The sequence below is a fragment of the Stenotrophomonas sp. ZAC14D2_NAIMI4_7 genome (genome assembly GCF_003086675.1).
Lineage (GTDB): Bacteria > Pseudomonadota > Gammaproteobacteria > Xanthomonadales > Xanthomonadaceae > Stenotrophomonas.
The window spans coordinates 3,011,425-3,029,709 of sequence record NZ_CP025995.1 but is presented as its reverse complement, the minus strand read 5'-3'; the positions used below and the strand labels follow the sequence as shown (position 1 = coordinate 3,029,709).

Annotated in this window: 14 protein-coding genes; 5 read left to right on the top strand and 9 right to left on the bottom strand. The window is 67.8% G+C overall.

Annotated features, from left to right (window positions below; translation table 11 throughout):
• Positions 1–168: 168 nt before the first annotated feature.
• From C1922_RS13945 to C1922_RS13935, 3 genes are read left to right on the top strand one after another with little or no spacing between them, the layout of a single operon-like run.
• On the top strand, positions 169–1,356 hold the full coding sequence (locus C1922_RS13945) for an MdtA/MuxA family multidrug efflux RND transporter periplasmic adaptor subunit (protein WP_108750298.1): 1,188 nt from the start codon (positions 169–171) through the stop codon (positions 1,354–1,356).
• Positions 1,353–4,499, top strand: a complete 3,147-nt coding sequence (locus C1922_RS13940) for a multidrug efflux RND transporter permease subunit (protein ID WP_108750297.1) — start codon at positions 1,353–1,355, stop codon at positions 4,497–4,499. The genes C1922_RS13945 and C1922_RS13940 overlap by 4 nt, the downstream gene beginning before the upstream one ends.
• Complete coding sequence (locus tag C1922_RS13935; protein ID WP_108750296.1) at positions 4,496–7,561, top strand: efflux RND transporter permease subunit; 3,066 nt, start codon at positions 4,496–4,498, stop codon at positions 7,559–7,561. The genes C1922_RS13940 and C1922_RS13935 overlap by 4 nt, the downstream gene beginning before the upstream one ends.
• Before the next feature lie 236 nt (positions 7,562–7,797).
• Here C1922_RS13935 and C1922_RS13925 read toward each other — a convergent pair whose 3' ends face one another.
• The 6 genes from C1922_RS13925 to C1922_RS13900 all read right to left on the bottom strand — a co-directional run bounded on the left by C1922_RS13925 (position 7,798) and on the right by C1922_RS13900 (position 12,954).
• On the bottom strand, positions 7,798–8,871 hold the full coding sequence (locus tag C1922_RS13925) for a 3-deoxy-7-phosphoheptulonate synthase (protein ID WP_108750294.1): 1,074 nt from the start codon (positions 8,869–8,871) through the stop codon (positions 7,798–7,800).
• Positions 8,872–9,129: 258 nt separating this feature from the next.
• Complete coding sequence (locus tag C1922_RS13920) at positions 9,130–9,390, bottom strand: hypothetical protein (RefSeq protein ID WP_108750293.1); 261 nt, start codon at positions 9,388–9,390, stop codon at positions 9,130–9,132.
• 152 nt (positions 9,391–9,542) lie between these two features.
• On the bottom strand, positions 9,543–10,286 hold the full coding sequence (locus C1922_RS13915; RefSeq protein WP_108750292.1) for a DNA alkylation repair protein: 744 nt from the start codon (positions 10,284–10,286) through the stop codon (positions 9,543–9,545).
• Positions 10,283–10,783 (bottom strand): MarR family transcriptional regulator, encoded by a 501-nt coding sequence (locus C1922_RS13910; RefSeq protein ID WP_108750291.1) that lies wholly within the window; start codon positions 10,781–10,783, stop codon positions 10,283–10,285. Before C1922_RS13910 ends, C1922_RS13915 begins: the two co-directional genes overlap by 4 nt.
• Before the next feature lie 138 nt (positions 10,784–10,921).
• On the bottom strand, positions 10,922–12,214 hold the full coding sequence (locus C1922_RS13905) for a HAMP domain-containing sensor histidine kinase (protein ID WP_108751604.1): 1,293 nt from the start codon (positions 12,212–12,214) through the stop codon (positions 10,922–10,924).
• A 32-nt stretch (positions 12,215–12,246) separates the two neighbouring features.
• Positions 12,247–12,954 carry a response regulator transcription factor gene (locus tag C1922_RS13900; protein WP_108750290.1) on the bottom strand — a complete coding sequence of 236 codons (708 nt, stop codon included), beginning with the start codon at positions 12,952–12,954 and terminating at the stop codon, positions 12,247–12,249.
• A gap of 103 nt (positions 12,955–13,057) precedes the next feature.
• Between C1922_RS13900 and C1922_RS13895 the strand changes: the two genes are divergently transcribed.
• Entirely contained in the window at positions 13,058–13,987 is a 930-nt protein-coding gene (locus C1922_RS13895; RefSeq protein ID WP_108750289.1) for an aspartyl protease family protein, read from the top strand.
• Positions 13,988–14,052: 65 nt separating this feature from the next.
• Positions 14,053–15,219: a serine hydrolase domain-containing protein gene (locus C1922_RS13890; protein ID WP_108750288.1), complete on the top strand. Its 1,167-nt coding sequence runs from the start codon at positions 14,053–14,055 to the stop codon at positions 15,217–15,219.
• 28 nt (positions 15,220–15,247) lie between these two features.
• Here C1922_RS13890 and C1922_RS13885 read toward each other — a convergent pair whose 3' ends face one another.
• From C1922_RS13885 to C1922_RS13875, 3 genes are all read right to left on the bottom strand, one after another.
• A complete protein-coding gene (locus C1922_RS13885; RefSeq protein WP_108750287.1) occupies positions 15,248–15,859 on the bottom strand; it encodes a DUF6445 family protein in 612 nt (203 codons plus the stop codon).
• A 161-nt stretch (positions 15,860–16,020) separates the two neighbouring features.
• Positions 16,021–17,670, bottom strand: a complete 1,650-nt coding sequence (groL, locus tag C1922_RS13880; protein WP_108750286.1) for a chaperonin GroEL — start codon at positions 17,668–17,670, stop codon at positions 16,021–16,023.
• A gap of 81 nt (positions 17,671–17,751) precedes the next feature.
• Complete coding sequence (locus C1922_RS13875) at positions 17,752–18,039, bottom strand: co-chaperone GroES (protein WP_006396661.1); 288 nt, start codon at positions 18,037–18,039, stop codon at positions 17,752–17,754.
• Positions 18,040–18,285: the final 246 nt, after the last annotated feature.

Genomic DNA, 18,285 nt, shown 5'->3' with positions numbered 1-18,285 from the left:
CAATCGGCGGGCTGATTGGCTACCATGGGCGCCCCGTCGCACGCGCGACGGCATCCAGCCACACCGCGTCGCGGTCCCGCCAGACACTCCCCTCCCCCGTTGCCCGCTGCGCGTGATGCGCGACCGGGCGTACATGTCCCTGCGCGTGCGCAGGGCGCAGGATGCCCCATGTCCGCTGTTGAGCCGTCCCGTAGCACCCCTCCCCGTTCCCGCCGCTGGTGGGCGATTCCCGTCGTCATCATCGTGGCCGGTCTGGTGGCCTGGTGGGCATGGCCGCGCGCCGAGGCAACCGTGGCCGCGGGCCCGGGCAAGACCGTGCCGGTGCGCGTGGCGCGGGCCAGCGCCGAGCCGCTGGTACTGCGCCTGAAAGCGGTGGGCACGGTCACCCCGCTGCACAGCGTGGTGGTGCGCAGCCGCGTGGACGGCGAGCTGATGCGCCTGCACTTCCAGGAAGGACAGCAGGTGAAGGCCGGCGATCTGCTGGCGCAGATCGACCCGCGCCCGTACGAAGTGAAGCTGGCGCAGGCACAGGGCACCCAGCAGCAGAACCTGGCGGAGCTGGAAAACGCCGAACGCCAGTTGCAGCGCTACCGCGAACTGCAGCGCCAGCACTTCGTTTCAGCGCAGGAACTGAGCGACCAGCAGAGCAAGGTGCGCCAGCTGCAGGGCCGTCGCATCAGCGACCAGGCCGCCGTGGACGAAGCGCGCCTGCAGCTGCAGTACACCCGCATCATCGCCCCGGTAGGCGGCCGCGTGGGCCTGCGCCGGCTGGACGTGGGCAACCTGGTGCAGGCCAGCGATGCCGAAGGCCTGGTCACCCTGGCCCAGACCGCGCCGATCAGCGTACTGTTCACCGTGCCCGAACCGGAACTGCCGGCGCTGCTGGACGCGGTACAGGCACAGCCGGCGCTGGCCGTGGAAGCCTGGGACCGCGAAGAACACACGCAGCTGGCGCACGGCGCGCTGTCCAGCGTGGACAACCGCATCGACACCGCCACCGGCACGTTGAAGCTGCGCGCGCAGTTCGACAACGCAGACCAGGGGCTGTTCCCCAACCAGTTCGTCAACGTGCGCCTGCAGCTGGGCGAACAACCGGCGCTGCTGATTCCCGATGCCGCCGTGCAGTTCGGCAGCCAGGGCAACTACGTGCACATCGTCGACAAGGACAACAAGGCGCAGCGCCGCACCGTGGTGCTGGGCCCGGCCGATGAGGGCCGCGTGGCCGTGCGCTCCGGCCTGCAGGCCGGTGACCAGGTGGTGATCGAAGGCATCGATGGCCTGGAAGACGGCACCGCCGTGGAGATCGTGGCCGAACAGCCCGCAGCTGCAGCGAAGGCGGCCAAGGCCGGCGCATGAACCTGTCGCGCCCCTTCATCCTGCGCCCGGTCGCAACAACGCTGCTGATGGTGGCCCTGCTGCTGTCCGGCGTGCTGGCCTACCGGCTGCTGCCAGTGGCGGCGCTGCCGCAGGTCGATTACCCGATCATCCAGATCACCACGCTGTACCCAGGCGCCAGCCCGGAACTGACCACGCGCACCATCACCGCGCCGCTGGAACGCCAGCTGGGGCAGATTCCCGGCCTGAAGCAGCTGTCGTCCACCAGCTCCGGCGGGGCCTCGGTCATCACCCTGCAGTTCGGCCTGGACGTGTCGCTGGGGGTGGCCGAGCAGGACGTGCAGGCAGCCATCAACGCCGCCGGCAGCTTCCTGCCCGGCGATCTGCCGGTGCCGCCGGTGTACCGCAAGGTCAACCCGGCCGACACGCCCATCCTCACCCTGGCGGTGACCTCGCAGGCGCTGGCGCTGCCACAGGTGCACGACATGGTGGATACGCGCATCGCCCAGCGCCTGGCGCAGCTGCCCGGCGTCGGCCTGGTCAGCCTGGCCGGTGGCCAGCGGCCTGCGGTGCGCATCCAGGTCAATGCTGCCGCGCTGGCGGCCAATGGGCTGGGCATGGACCACATCCGCACGGCCATTGCGGCCGCGAATGTGAACCTGCCCAAGGGCAGCTTCGACGGCCCGATCCGTGCGGTGATGCTCGATGCCAACGACCAGATGCGCAGCGTCGATGAGTACCGCGCGCTGGTGCTGGCCTGGCGCGAGGGCGCGCCGCTGCGCCTGGGCGACGTGGCGACCATCACCGATGGCGCCGAGAACCGCCAGCTGGCCGCCTGGAGCGGCACCACGCCGGCGGTGCTGGTGAACATCCAGCGCCAGCCCGGTGCGAACGTGATCGCCGTGGTCGAGCAGGTGCGCACGCTGCTGCCGCAGCTGCAGGCCACGCTGCCGGCCGGCGTGCAGATGAACGTGCTGAGCGACCGCACCGAATCGATCCGCGCCTCCGTGCGCGGCGTGCAGAAGGAACTGGTGCTGGCCATCGGCCTGGTGGTGCTGGTCACCTGGGTGTTCCTGCGCAACCTGCCGGCCACGCTCATTCCCAGCGTGGCGGTGCCGCTGTCACTGATCGGCACATTCGCGGTGATGCTGCTGGCCGGCTATTCGCTCAACAACCTCACGCTGATGGCGCTGACCATCGCCACCGGCTTCGTGGTGGACGATGCCATCGTGATGCTGGAGAACATCGCCCGCCACCTGGAAGAAGGCGAGAGCCCGCGCGAGGCGGCGCTGAAGGGTGCTGCCGAGATCGGCTTCACCCTGGTCTCGCTCACTGTTTCGCTGATCGCGGTGCTGATCCCGCTGCTGTTCATGGCCGACCTGGTGGGCGCGCTGTTCCATGAGTTCGCGGTGACGCTGGCGGTGGCGATCGGCATCTCGCTGCTGGTGTCGCTGACGCTGACGCCGATGCTGTGTGCGCGCTTCCTGAAGCCGCATGCGAAGGGGTCAGAGCCCCACGGGGATCTGACCCCGGTGGCTGAGGGGTCGGATCCCCTTGGGGCTCCGACCCCATCCGCCCCCAAGCGCGATGTCTTCGACCGCATCATCGCCATCTACGACCGCCAGCTGAGTTGGGTGCTGCAGCGCCAGCCGCTGATGCTGCTGGCCACCGTTGCCACGCTGGCGCTGACCGTGGCGCTGTATTTCGCCGTGCCCAAGGGCTTCTTCCCGGTGCAGGATGCCGGCCTGGTGCAGGGCATCAGCGAGGCCCCGCAGGCGATCTCGTTCCAGGCCATGCGCGAGCGCCAGCAGGCGCTGGCGGCAGCCATCGAAGCCGACGAGGCGGTGGCCAGCGTGTCGTCCTACATCGGCGTGGACGGCAACAATGCCACGCTCAACACCGGCCGCCTGCTGATCGAACTGAAGCCACATGGCGACCGCGACGGCGCCGCCGTGGTGATGGAACGGCTGCAGCAGCGCGTATCGAAGATTCCCGGCATCACCCTGTACCTGCAGCCGGTGCAGGAGCTGGGCATCGAAGACCGCATCAGCCGCAACCAGTACCAGTTCACCCTGACCACGCCGGAGCAGCAGACGCTGGAAACGTGGACGCCGAAGCTGCTGCAGGCGCTGCGCCAGCAGCCGGCACTGCGCGATGTGGCCAGCGATCTGCAGATGCAGGGCCGGCAGGCGCGGGTGAACATCGACCGCGATGCCGCCGCGCGCCTGAACGTGAGCGTGGAAGCCGTGGCCGATGCGCTGTACGACGCCTACGGGCAGCGGCAGATTTCCACCATCTTCACCCAGGCCAGCCAGTACCGCGTGGTGCTGGAAGCCGATCCCTCGCGCCAGCCCGGCCCCGATGCCATCAGCGGCCTGCGCGTGCGCAACAGCGACGGGCAGACCGTGCCGCTGGGCGCGGTGGCGCGGGTGGAACTGGGGCCGGCGGCCCTGCTGCGCAACCATGTCGGCCAGTTCCCGGCGGCCACGCTGTCGTTCAACCTGGCACCGGGCGCCTCGCTGGGCGAAGCCACCGCCGCCGTGGAAGCGGCGCGCACGCAGGTCGCCCTGCCCGAAAGCATCGAACTGCGCCTGCAGGGTGCGGCGGCGGCGTTCAGCAGTTCGCTGTCGTCCACGCTGTGGCTGATCCTCGCCGCGGTGGTGGTGATGTACATCGTGCTGGGCGTGCTCTATGAGAGCTTCGTGCACCCCATCACCATCCTCTCCACCCTGCCCTCGGCCACGGTCGGTGCGCTGGCCGCGCTGTGGGTGAGCGGGCGCAGCCTCGACCTGATCGCGGTGATCGGCATCGTGCTGCTGATCGGCCTGGTGAAGAAGAACGCGATCATGATGATCGACTTCGCGCTGGACGCGCAGCGCACGCGTGGCATGACCCCGCGCGAGGCGATCCACCAGGCGGCGCTGCTGCGCTTCCGTCCGATCCTGATGACCACGCTGGCCGCGTTGTTCGGCGCGGTGCCGTTGATGCTGGCCAGTGGCTCGGGCGCGGAACTGCGGCAGCCGCTGGGCTGGGTGATGGTCGGTGGCCTGCTGGTCAGCCAGGTGCTGACCCTGTTCACCACGCCGGTGATCTATCTGGCCTTTGATCGCCTGCAGCGCCGGCGCTCGGCCACCCTCGCCACGCCTGAAGAGGCGCGCGCATGAGCCCCATCGCACGCCTGGCCCAGGCCTGCGTGCAGCGACCGGTAGCGACGATCCTGCTGGCGGTGGCATTGGTGCTGGCCGGTCTGCTGGCGCTGCGCCTGCTGCCGGTGGCGCCGCTGCCGCAGGTGGATTACCCGGCCATCGAAGTGAGCGCCAGCCTGCCCGGTGCCTCGCCCGAATCGATGGCCGCCACCGTGGCCACGCCGCTGGAACGCGCCCTCGGCAGCCTGCCCGGCATCTCGCGCATCGATTCGGCCAGCACCCAGGGCCAGACCTCGGTGGAGCTGAAGTTCGTGCTCGGCCGCGATATCGACGAGGCCGCGCGCGAGGTGCAGGCGGCGATCAATCTCGCACGCGGTCAGCTGCCCAGTGGCATGCCCGGCATGCCGCAGTACCGCAAGGTGAACCCCTCGCAGGCGCCGATCCTGGCGCTGGCACTGACCTCGGACACGCTGCCGCCGGGCCAGCTGTACGACCTGGCCTCCACCGTGCTGGCGCAGAAGCTGTCGCAGGTACCGGGCGTGGGCGAAGTGCAGGTGGGCGGCAGTGCGCTGCCGGCCGTGCGCGTATCGCTGGACCCGAATGCGCTGAACCACGCCGGCCTGGCACTGGAAGACGTGGCCCAGGTCATCAGCCGCGCCAACGCGGTGCGCCCGTTGGGTGCGGTGGGCGACGACCGCCAGCAGTGGCAGCTGGAAGCGCCGCTGCAGCTGCGCCAGGCCGCGCAGTACCGCGCGCTGGCGCTGAAGGTGAGCGACGACCGCACCCTGCGCCTGGGCGATGTGGCGGTGGTGGCCGATGGCGTGGAAGACCGCTACGCCAGCGGCTTCCACAACGAGCGCCCGGCGGTGCTGCTGATCGTCAGCCGCCAGCCCGGCGCGAACATCATCGCTACCGTCGATGCCATCCAGGCGCAGCTGCCGCAGCTGCATGCGCTGCTGCCACCCAGCGTGGACATGCGGCTGGTGATGGACCGCTCGCCGGTCATCCGCGCGACCCTGCACGAAGCCGAACTGACCCTGGTGCTGGCCATCGCCCTGGTGGTGCTGGTGGTGCTTGGCTTCCTCGGCCACTGGCGCGCGGCGCTGGTGCCCAGCGTGGCCATCCCGGTGGTGCTGTTCGGCACGCTGGCGCTGGTGGCGCTGATGGGCTTTTCGCTCAACACGCTTTCGCTGATGGCGCTGATCGTGGCCGCGGTGCTGGTGGTGGACGATGCCATCGTGGTGCTGGAAAACATCGCCCGCCATCGCGAGCTGGGCGCCGACCGCTGGCAGGCCGCCGTGCGTGGCGCGGCTGAAGTGGGCGCCACCCTGCTGTCGATGAACGTGGCGCTGGCCGTGGTGTTCGTCTCCATCCTGTTCCTGGATGACTTCGTCGAGCGCCTGTTCCGCGAATTCTCGCTGACCCTGGTGGCGGCGATGAGCGTGTCGGTGGTGGTTGCGCTCAGCCTGGTGCCGATGCTGTGCGCGCGCCTGTTCGTCGATGACGCGCAGCACGCCTCACGCTGGCAGCGCGGCAGCAACGCGCTGTTCGAGCGCGTGCGCACCGCCTACCTGCGCACGCTGCAGGCCTGCCTGCGCCGGCTGCGCTGGCCGCTGCTGGCCTTCGTGGCGGTCATCGCGCTCAACGCCTGGTTGTTCCAGCAAGTGCCCAAGGGCGTGGTGCCCAAGCAGGACACCGCACAGCTGCGCGGCTTCGCCCGTGGCGACGATGGCCTCTCGTTCCAGGCCATGCAGCCGAAGATCGATGCCTACCGCAAGCTGCTGCTGTCCGACCCGGCCATCGAGGACATCATTGGCTATATCGGTGGCAGCAACGGGGTCAACAACGCCTTCATGATGATCAAGATGAAGCCGCTGGCCGAGCGCAAGGTGTCCAGCCAGGAGGTGATCGATCGCCTGCGCGCGCGCCTGCCCAAGCTGCCCGGCGGCAACCTGTACCTGTGGGTCGACCAGGACATCCGCCTGGAAGGCGGCGGCAGCAGCGGCCAGTACGAGTTCCAGCTGCTGTCGGCGGACATGGCGCCGCTGCGCGAGTGGGCGCCGAAGGTCGGCGCCGCGCTGCGCGCCCTGCCCGAGCTGGTGGACGTGGAAGCGCAGGGCGAGGCCGGCATGCGCCAGGTAGTGCTGGACATCGACCGCGAAGCGGCTGCACGCCACGGCGTGGACCTGCGCACCGTCGCCAACATGCTCAACAACTCCTTCAGCCAGCGCCAGGTCGCCACCCTGTATGACAGCCTGAACCAGTACCGGGTAGTGATGGAACTGGACCCGAAGCACACCCAGGACCCGGGCACGCTGGCGCGGCTGCAGGTGATCGATGGCAGCGGCCAGCGCATTCCGCTGTCGACCATCGCCAGCTGGCGCTATGGCATGGCGCCGGACCGCATCTACCACAGCGAACAGTTCGCCTCGATCTGGATCGAATTCGCACTGGCGCCGGGCGTCGGCCTGGAACAGGCCACGCAGGCGATCAACGCCGCGATGGCCAAGCTGATGCTGCCGCGCACCGTGCAGGCCAAGCTGTCCGGTGAGGCCGGTGGGCTGGACAGCCTGCGCGCACGGCAGCTGTGGCTGGTGCTGGGCGCCACGTTGGCGGTCTACCTGGTGCTGGGCATCCTCTACGAGAGCTTCCTGCAGCCGCTGGTGATCCTGTCCACCCTGCCCTCGGCCGGCATCGGTGCGCTGCTGGCGCTGTGGCTGTTCGGCAACGAATTGAACCTGATCGCGTTGCTGGGGTTGTTCCTGCTGGTGGGCGTGGTGATGAAGAACACGATTCTGTTGGTGGACTTCGCCCTGGCCGGCGAGCGGCGTGGACTGAGCGCGCACGACGCGGTGATGGACGCAGCACGGCTTCGCCTGCGGCCGATCCTGATGACCTCGCTGGCGGCGCTGCTGGGCACGCTGCCGCTGATGCTGGCCAATGGCGAGGGCTGGGAACTGCGGCAACCGCTGGGCATCGCGATTGTGGGCGGGTTGCTGGTCAGCCAGTGGCTGACGCTGTACACGACCCCGGCGATGTATCTGGCGTTGGCGAGAGTGCGGAAAAAAAAGGCCATGTAGAGTCGAGCCATGCTCGACTGCTGTTTGCATGAAACCAACGCGCTTCGCGCGCAAGTCGAGCATGGCTCGATTCTACAAGAACCAACATCACCACCCCGGCGATGTACCTGGCGCTGTCGCACTTACGCAGCGCCAGGCGCATCGCCGGTGCGGACGGGTCGGTCTCCAACTCCGACTGACCCTGATCGCGGCCGCACCCCCGCAGGCGCTGGCCGCCATCCACACACGTGCCGCACTCAAGCGGCTTCGGACACCTTCACTTCACGGCGGGCGCGTACGGCAGCGGCCAAGCGCTCCAGCACCTGCACGGTGGTGTCCCAATCAATGCAGCCATCGGTGATGCTCTGCCCGTAGACCAGCGGCTGGCCCTCCACCAGTTCCTGGCGGCCGCCGACCAGGTGACTTTCCACCATCACCCCGACGATGCGCTGTTCGCCGTCTTCCAGCTGGGTGGCGATGTCCTCGATCACCTTCGGCTGGTTTTCGGGGTTCTTGAGGCTGTTGGCGTGGCTGGCATCGATCATCAGACGGGTCGGCAGCTTGGCCTTGGCCAGTGCCTGGCAGGCCTCGCCCACGCTGGCCGCGTCGTAGTTCGGCTGCTTGCCGCCGCGCAGGATCACATGGCAATCCGGGTTGCCGGTGGTCGACACGATGGCGGTGCCGCCCTGCTTGGTCACCGACAGGAAGTGGTGCGGGTTGGACGCTGCGCCCACTGCATCGGCCGCAATCTTCACGTTGCCATCGGTGCCGTTCTTGAAGCCGACCGGGCAGGAAAGGCCCGAGGCCAGTTCACGGTGTACCTGGCTTTCGGTGGTGCGCGCGCCAATGGCGCCCCAAGCGACCAGATCGGCGATGTACTGCGGCGAAATCACATCGAGGAACTCGACGCCGGCCGGCAGACCCAGCTTGTTGATGTCGCGCAGCAGGCCGCGGGCAATGCGCAGGCCCTTGTCGATCTTGAAGCTGCCATCCAGGTCCGGGTCGTTGATCAGGCCCTTCCAGCCCACCGTGGTGCGCGGCTTCTCGAAGTACACGCGCATGACGATCTCCAGTTCGCCGGCCAGCGCATCGCGCAGGGGCTTCAAGCGCTGGGCGTACTCGATGGCCGCGTGCGGATCGTGGATCGAGCACGGGCCGACCACCACGGCCAGGCGGTCGTCGCGGCCGTGCAGGATCTGATGCAGGGCCGCGCGCGAGGCGCTGACGGTGTCGGAGGCTTCATCGTCGCAGGGCAGCATCGCCAGCAGCTGGGCAGGCGGTGTCAGCGGTTCGATGGTGCGGATACGCAGGTCGTCGGTGTGCGGGGGCATGGCGGGGGTCTCTACGGAAGGTGGGGGTCCGCAGCGTGGCGACAAGAAAAAAGCCGCCAGGTTCGCTGGCGGCTTTCGGGAATGCGTCTGAAGGTTTCTTCAGGGTGAGCGCAGTCCTTCCTCCGCCTGGGGCTTCGGAAAGTAATACCAATAAAAGCTGGCGTGGGCTGCGTTCATGGGATGTATTGATAACACAGGGTTTTGGCGGGTGCCAACTGTTTCATTCGCAACTGGGGCTGCGGTTCAGCCCTGCTGGCATCAACGCTTGCCGTGGACTTCCAGATCCAGCAGCAGGCCTTCGTGGATGTCCACCCAGCGCTCCACCACGCGGTCCAGTTCCTGCCGGGCTTCGTCCAGTTGCTCCGGATTGAGCAGCGAGCGCGCGGTGTAGAGATCAGACACCAGCCGGCGCAGGGTGGATTCCAGGATGGCCACCGATGGACCCTCCGCGCCCGGCAACTGCAACGCCGGGCTGTCGCCAAGGGTTCCGTACAGCGTGACCTGGAGCTTGCTCTGCATGATCGACTTCCCTGCGGGTGGACATGGGCAGTCGCCATGTTTACCCCGAATCGATGACATGCGCATGTGCCGCGATGGTGCGGGCGGGTCGGTGGGCTGGATAGAGTCGAGCTTGCTCGAGTGAGGTGGACAGCAGTCGAGCAAGCTCGACTCTACAACTTCGTGAGGGAGCGTTGGGCGCGGGTGCGGATGTAAGCATTGGCGCTGCTGGCGTGTTCGCGCTGCCAGCGGTCGCACAGTTCGCGCAGCCAGTGCGGCTGGGTCTTGCCGGCATCGTTCAGCCAGTTGCCTACCGAGTCCTGCACGTAGCGTTCGGGGTCGTTGGCCAACGCTTCCAGCAGCGGCAGCGCATGTTCTGGTTCCTGTTTGAATACCGCGATATGCGTGGCCCACACCCCGCGTGGTCGCAGTGCTTCGCAGGCATAGCGGCGCAGGAATGGAGAGGCGTCCCGGGACCACGGCAGCAACAGCTGCAGCGCCTGCAACGGGGCCGCGACAATATCGGCACGCACCGCCAGCCATGCCCATTCGCGCACGCCAAAATGCGGGTCGTCGGCCAGCGGGCGCAGGGTCTGCAGCTTGTCGGGCAAGGTAAGCGTGTGATCACTGCCAATCAGGTAGCAGGCCCAGCCACGCACGGTGTCCGAGGGATGCGACTGCCATGGCACGACTGCGCCCTGCCCGGCTTCGCGCAGCAGCACTGCGGCCAGCGCCATGCGCTGGGTGATGCCCTTGCTGGCGGCATCGCGCATGCGCTGCAGCGCGTGTTGCGGAACATCCGCAACGGCGCGCAGCAGTGCTGCAAAATCCACCGCAAGGCATTCGGCCAGGTGCGTACTGGCCGCGGCGCCGGTATCCAGCTCACGTTGCCGCGTGGGGATGATCACCGTGCTCATGGCTGAGACGAGCGGCCACTGTCGGTGTGCTGCCAGACCTTGGCCAACAACCGCGAAAGCTGCACCTGCTCCGCGCCATCCAGGCCATCGAACAGACCGCCTATCCATTGCGTGTGCTGGTTGAACAGGTCTTCAGCCAGGCGCTTGCCGCGCGCGGTCAGCACGATCTGCAGGCGGCGCCCATCTTCGGCGTCGTTGCGTCGCTGCAGCAGCCCCTCGCGCTGCAACCCGTCCAACAGGCCACTGATGGTGGCGCGGCTGACCCCTGCGCGTTCGGCCAGTTCATGCGGCGGCAGCGTGCCGCCGGCGCCGTGCAGCAGGAACAGCACGATGAAGCGCCCCTCACTGAGACCATGCGGGGCGAGCCGCGTGGCGCAGTCGCGGTCGATCGCGGCGGATACGGAGAGCAGCTGGAAGCACAGGCTCAGTTGGGCCACGTTGGCGTGGCTGCGCCGGGTGGCTTCTTCGATCAGCGCGGTGTGTTTTGCTTCCAGCACCTTGCATTTCCATTTGATTAGGCGGCTAATCATATTGATGCAGGAATGGTGAATGCAAGGGAATCATCCACCCATGGCGTGGATCCACGACCTGGCCGGTAGAGTCGGCAGGAGCAAAGCAGTCGAGCTTGCTCGACGCTACCGGGGCAGGTGCAGGCGGGCGATCAGGCCGCCGCCTTCGCGGTCCAGCAGCTGCAGGGAACCGCCGTGGTGGCGGGCGGCATTGGCAGCAACGGCCAAGCCCAGGCCGGTGCCGCCGGTGGCGCGGCTGCGCGAGCTTTCGCTGCGCTGGAAGGGCTGCAGCAGGCGCTGACGATCTTCCGCAGGAATGCCGGGGCCGCGATCCATCACATCCAGTTGCAGCGTTTGCTCGCATTGCGCGGCGCGCAGTTCCACTGCGCCCGCGTAGCGGCTGGCATTGTCGATCAGGTTATCCAGCGCGCGCAGCAGCAGCAGGGCGTCGGCCCGGCACGGCAAGGTCGCGGGCAGCACTGCCGTCAGGTCGACACCGCGCAGCCGCGCCGCCTGCACGCAGTCGTCCAGCAGCGGCGCGACGTCCATCAGCTGCAGCTGCGATGGCTGCAACTCGCCGCGGGCGTAGTCCAGCACCTGCTCGATCATGGCATTCATGCGCTCGATGTCGGCCACCATGCGTTCGGCCTGTGCGGGCGGTGCGAAGTCCGCGCGCAGGCGCAGGCCGGTCAGTGGCGTACGCAGATCGTGTGCCACCGCGGCCAGCATGCGGGTCATCTGCTGCGCCTGCTCGCGCAAGCGGGTGCGCCCTGCATCCAGCGCGATGGCCAGCATCTGCACTTCGCGCGGCCCATCGTCGGGCAGCGGCGCCTGCGCATGCAGGTCCAGCGTGGCGCTGGCCTCGGCCAGCCGGCGTAGCGGACGGCCCAGCCGCACCGCCGCCCAGGCGGCCAGCGGCGCCAGGAGCACGGTGCCGCCGAGCAGGGCCAGCAGTACCTGCCTGCGCCACGCAGCCAGATCGCTGTAGGCGCTGCTGACTACGCGCCAGCGCCCGTCGGCCTGCTGCACGGCCAGTTCAAACGGGGGCCAGGGCAGACTGGCCAGCACCTGCTGCGCGGCGCGCACCACCGCCGCATCGCCTGCACTACCCTGCCCGCTTTCGGCCGCCACGACATGGATATCCGGCGGACGGCTGTTGCCCGTCCACACCAGCCGCACCTGCTGGGCCGATTGCTGCAGCCCGTCGGCGGCCAGTGCCAGCAATCGCGCATGGGCGGTTCCCTTTGGTGCCTGCCTGCGCAGGTCCACGCGCAGCCCCACGCTGGCAGCCGCACGCTCGCCGCGCAGCACCTGCATGGCCTGGTCCAGCCGCATCTGTGGCGCCGCCGGGCGCGGCAACCAGCCGACCACCGCCATGCTGACCGCCGTTGCCAGCAGCAAGCTGCTGAGCGCCAGCAGGGCGATCCAGCGCGCGGTGCTCCATCTCGGCCTCACAGCCGTTGCACCGTCGCACCGAAGCGATAGCCCTCACCGCGCAGGGTCTGCACCAATCCTTCGGCATCGCCGGCGGCCTGGGCCAGTTTGCGGCGCAGGCGGCTGATCGCCAGATCGACGGCGCGGTCAACGCTGTCGCTGTCATCGCCACGGGTCAGCTGCATCAATTGCTCGCGGTCCAGCACGCGGCCGGGCCGCTCAGCCAGCGCCTGCAGCAGGGAGAACTCGCCGCGGCTGAGCGCGACCTCGGCGCCGTCCGGTGCCAGCAGGCGGCGCTGCTCGGGCAGCAGGCGCCAGCCAGCAAAGCGCAGCTCGATGGGGGTCTGTGCGTGCATTTTTTCCTGCCGGCGCAGCAGCGCGCGCACCCGCGCCAGCAGTTCGCGTGGGTCGAACGGTTTGCCCAGGTAATCATCGGCGCCCATTTCCAGCCCGATCACGCGGTCCGGCGCACTGCCCATGGCCGACAGCATCAGGATCGGAATGGCCCGCGACTGCAGGCGACGGCACACCGACAGTCCGTCTTCGCCCGGCATCATCCAATCCAGGATGATGGCGTCGGGGCGTTCGGCCTGCAGCAGCACGTCCATGGCCGCGGCATCGGCCGCCAGGCGCACGCGGTAGCCGTGCAGCAGCAGATGGTCGGCGATGGCATCGCGGATGCTGGCATCGTCATCCACGACGAAAAGGGTGGCGGTAGCATTCATGCAGCCAGTATGACGGCGCTGTGTATCAGCCAGGTATCAGCAGCGACATACCGGCAACACGCGCCTGCGGCGAAATGGCCACTCGTTCCCGAGGAGTACACCGATGCGTCTGGCACTGCTGCCCCTGCTATTGACCGCCCTGCCCGCGGTGGCAGAACCCCCTGCGCTGCACAGCCTGCCGATGACGATGCAGGCCAGCCACCCCACCGTGCTGGGCACGCTGGACGGCCGCGACGAGCCGCTGCACCTGGTGGTGGACAGCGCCGCCAGCGCGACCCTGCTGGATACCGCCGTGGTGCAGCGCTTCGGGCTGCAGGACCCGAACGCGCGCGATCATGATGCGCAGGGCGCCAGTGCCGGCGGCCTGGCCCTGCGCAGCACGCGCAGCGTGGCGATGGCATTGGGCAGCCTGCAGTTGCAGATGACCGCACTGCAGGCCGATCTGGCCGGCCTGTCCTCTGCCGGCGGCGCGCCGTTGCACGGCATCATCGGCCAGGACATCACCGCTCGCTTCGATACGCGCTGGGATTTCGCCCAATCGCGCCTGCTGCTGTGGCCGGCCCGCTCACTGCCAAGCCCTGATGCCCACTGCCAAGACAACGCCCTGCCCGATCGCAGCGGCGTGCTGAAAGGCTTCGGCTTCGTCCGCCTGCAGCTGGGCGCGGAGGGTGTGGAGGCGATCGGCGTGGTCGATACCGGTGCCGCGCAGACCATCCTCAACAACGCGGCGGCCGGCGCGCTGGGGTTGCGCACCGATGGCCGCGATGCGCGCGTGCGGGCGCGTCGCAAGGGCAGCGAAGGGCTGGGCGGCAAGCCGACGCCCACGTGGCTGTACACCCTGCCGGCGCTGGCCAGTGCAGGCTGGCAGCATCCCGCGGTGGAAGTGCGCATCAGCGAACTGCCCGTGTTCCGCGCCATCGGCCTGGACCAGCGCCCGGCGGTGATCCTGGGCGCAGACGTGATGCAGGGCGGCCAGGTGGATATCAGCGCCGACGCCGAGCGGATCTGCCTGCGGCGGCCGCCGCAGGGATGACCGTTGGCGATGACGGCGGCGCCGGGCGGGGGTAGGATCGCCCGGTCCCATCAGGAGTTCCGCGCATGTGCCGTGTTTTCCTGCTGTTGCTGACGCTGCTGCCACTGGCCGGACTGGCTGCGCCCGCTCTGCCGGTTCCAACGCCGGAGCGCATCGACGCCGAAGCCCAGCGCTTGATGCGGGCCGCGCATGCACGCGGCATGGCCGTGGCGGTCATTGATGGCGGCAAGGTGGTGCACGTGGCCGCCTATGGCGAACGCAACGCCGCCGGAGAGCCGCTGCGCACCGACACCGTGATGTATGCGGCATCGCTGACCAAGATGGCCTTCGGCCATCTGTTGGCCCAGTTGGCGCAACAGAAGGTGATCGATCTGGATGCCAGCATTGCCACGGCATTGGACATGCCGCTGCCGGACTACCCTGCCGAACCAGGGAAGTATGCCGACTACACCGTGTTGGCCGACGACCCACGCTGGCGCCAGCTGACACCGCGCCTGCTGCTGAACCATGCCAGCGGATTTGCCAACTTCGCTTTCCTTGAACCTGACGGCCGCTTGAAGTTCCACTTCGATCCCGGCAGCCGCTATGGCTATTCCGGCGAGGGGTTGATCCTGCTGCAGTTCGTGCTCGAGCGCGGGCGCCCGGGTCTGGACGTGGGCACGCTGATGCAGCAGCGCGTGTTCGATCGCTTCGGCATGCCACGCACGAGCATGATGTGGCGCAATGATTTTGCCGGCAACCTGGCCGATGGCTGGACCCAGCAGGGCAGCGCCGAACCGCACGATGAGCGCAGCCGCGTGCGTGCGGCCGGGTCGATGGACACCACCATCAACGACATGGCCCATTTCGCCGCCGGCTACGTGCGCGGCCAGGGTCTGTCGACGGCGATGCGCAGGGAGCTGGTGCGCCCGCAGCTGCCGATCACCACCGCCAGCCAGTTCCCCACGCTGCAGCCGGAGCTGCCCGCAGCGCAGCAGCGCAGCGATCTGGCGGCCGGCCTGGGCGTGGTGACCTTCCGGGGCCCGCAGGGGCCGGGCTTCTACAAGGGCGGCCACGATGATGCCGTCGGCAATACGCTGGTCTGCCTTGAACAGCGCCAGCGCTGCGTGGTGATCCTGGGCAACGATGTACGTGCCGAAGCCACCTTCCCTGCATTGGTGGCATTCGTACTGGGCGACACCGGCGTGCCCTGGCAGTGGGAATACGGTGCGTCCAAGGCGTTCGTGAAGTAGATCGGCGCCACGCCGGATGAGCGCGGCCTCAACCGGCCTGTTCGAAGAACATCAGGTAGACCAGGCGCCCGTTCTCCGCGCAGTCGCCGAAGGCAGGCCCGGCCGTGTGCCAGAACCACGGGCGCAGCAGCACCAGGCGGTTGAAACGCATGGGAATGGTCATGGTCGGTTCCCAGGCGCTTTCATCGTTGCTGTCGCGCTCGATGATGTCGCGGTGCATGGCCGCGCCATCGGCGTAGCCCAGTGCAGCCAGCTCGGCCGGGTTCAGTGCCAGGCGGTCGGTGTTGGTGCGGCGGTGGCGGAAGAATTCGGTGCCCCCCTGGCAATGTTCGGGCGCGCTGAGATAGAGGATGCCCGACCAGTGCGAATGGTCGGTATGCACCCGCGCCCGACCCACGTCGTTGGCCAGGGTCAGGCGGAATTTCCCATGCGACTGCAGCGGCTGCACCGGCCGCAGCGGCTCGTTCAACAGGCGCGAGGCGGCACCGGCCAACCCCTGCATTTCCAGGCGCTGCAGCGAATTGCGGCCCGGGAACGCGCCGTCCTGCTCGGGGTAGTCCAGGCCCAAGCCGGCACGGCGCAGGCCCTGCGCATCGGCCGGGGAAAGAAAGTCGTCGACGACGAGGAACGAAGTAGGCATGCGCGGAGGCTAGTGCCGGCAGGTTGCGGCGGCAAGGCAGCGTGCAGCATGAAACCGGCCGGCGCGAACCTGCCGACGCGCGCGTCTCCACGCCTGCCGTGCGCGCACAAAAAAACCCCGCCTTGCGGCGGGGTTTTTCAGTACGTCGGGAAGGCGTGGACTTAGAAGTCCATGCCGCCCATGCCACCCATGCCGCCCATGCCACCGGCGCCGCCCATGGCCGGCTCGTCCTTCTTCGGAGCTTCGGCAACCATGGCTTCGGTGGTGATCATCAGGCCAGCGATGGACGCGGCGTTCTGCAGGGCCGAACGGGTCACCTTGGTCGGGTCCAGGATGCCGAACTGCAGCATGTCGCCGAACTCACCGGTGGCGGCGTTGTAGCCGAAGCTGCCGCTGCCTTCCTTCACCTTGTTGATGATGACCGACGGCTCTTCACCGGCGTTGGAGACGATTTCGCGCAGCGGGGCTTCCATCGCGCGCAGGGCGATCTGGATGCCGTGGTTCTGGTCTTCGTTGGCACCCTTCAGGCCAGCCAGCGCGGTGACCGCACGGACCAGGGCCACGCCGCCGCCCGGAACCACGCCTTCTTCAACGGCTGCACGGGTAGCGTGCAGGGCGTCGTCGACGCGATCCTTCTTTTCCTTCATTTCGATTTCGGTCGACGCACCGACCTTGATCACGGCAACGCCGCCGGCCAGCTTGGCCACGCGTTCCTGCAGCTTCTCGCGATCGTAATCGGAGGAGGTGTCCTGGATCTGGGTCTTGATCTGGCCCACGCGTGCATCAACGTTGGCCTTGTCGCCCACGCCGTCGATGATGGTGGTGTTTTCCTTGGAAACCTGCACCTTCTTGGCGCGGCCCAGGTCCTTGATGGTGGCCTTTTCCAGCGACAGGCCCACTTCTTCGGAAATCACGGTGCCGCCGGTCAGCACGGCCATGTCTTCCAGCATCGCCTTGCGACGGTCGCCGAAGCCCGGAGCCTTCACGGCCACGACCTTGACGATGCCACGGATGGTGTTGACCACCAGAGTGGCCAGCGCTTCGCCTTCGACTTCTTCGGCGACGATCAGCAGCGGCTTGCCAGCCTTGGCGACGCCTTCCAGCACCGGCAGCAGGTCACGCACGTTGGAGATCTTCTTGTCGTGCAGCAGGATGAACGGGTCATCCAGGTCGGCGGTCTGCGACTGCTGGTTGTTGATGAAGTACGGGGACAGGTAGCCGCGGTCGAACTGCATGCCCTTGACCACGTCCAGCTCGTTGTCCAGGCCCGAGCCTTCTTCAACGGTGATCACGCCTTCCTTGCCGACTTCCTTCATCGCATCGGCGATGATCTGGCCGATCGACTCGTCCGAGTTGGCCGAGATGGTGCCGACCTGGGCGATGGCCTTGTCGTCGGCGGTCGGCTTGGAGATGTTCTTCAGCTCGGCAACGGCGGCCACGACGGCCTTGTCGATACCACGCTTGAGGTCCATCGGGTTCATGCCGGCGGCAACAGCCTTGGCGCCTTCGCGGATCAGGGCCTGGGCCAGCACGGTGGCGGTGGTGGTGCCGTCGCCAGCGTCGTCGTTGGTGCGCGAAGCCACTTCCTTCACCATCTGCGCGCCCATGTTCTCGAACTTGTCAGCCAGTTCGATTTCCTTGGCGACGGAGACGCCGTCCTTGGTGATGGTCGGGGCGCCGAAGCTCTTTTCCAGCACGACGTTGCGGCCCTTCGGGCCCAGGGTGGCCTTGACGGCATTGGCGAGAACGTTGACGCCGCGCACCATGCGCGAACGGGCGTCTTCACCGAAACGAATATCCTTGGCAGCCATTGCGATTACCTCGATGTTTGCGCCGGGCCGGGCCCGGCGACGAAAAGGGATGTCTTACAGGAAAGCAGGTCGCGCCGGGGCTCAGCCGATGACGGCGAGCACGTCGTCTTCGCGCAGGACCTTGTATTCGACGCCTTCGCTCTTGTACGAGCTGCCGGCGTACTGGCCGTAGATGACCTTGTCGCCGACCTTCAGCGACGGCGCGCGCACGCTGCCGTTGTCCAGCGGCTTGCCCGGGCCGACGGCCACGACTTCACCCTTGGTGGACTTTTCCTTGGCCGAATCCGGAATGACGATGCCACCGGCGGAGATTTCGTCGGCTTCGATCGGCTTGACCACAACGCGGTCGTGCAGCGGCTTGATGCTCATGAGAGACCTCTTAAGTTATTGATTGGTCTAAAAAAGTCCGGCGATGTTAGCACTCACCCCTGGTGACTGCCAGCATTGCTCGCGAAAAAGCCCGACAAGTCGGGAGCAGGACAGAGATGGAGCTCGCTGGGGACCTTTCAAGGGCACCGCGGCAAAATTTTTCGAGGGTGCGCTGCGGCGCAGATCCGGCGAAGTTCCCGGATTTTTGGTGACGGGCGTCGCAGTGTCAGATATCTGGCGTTCAGT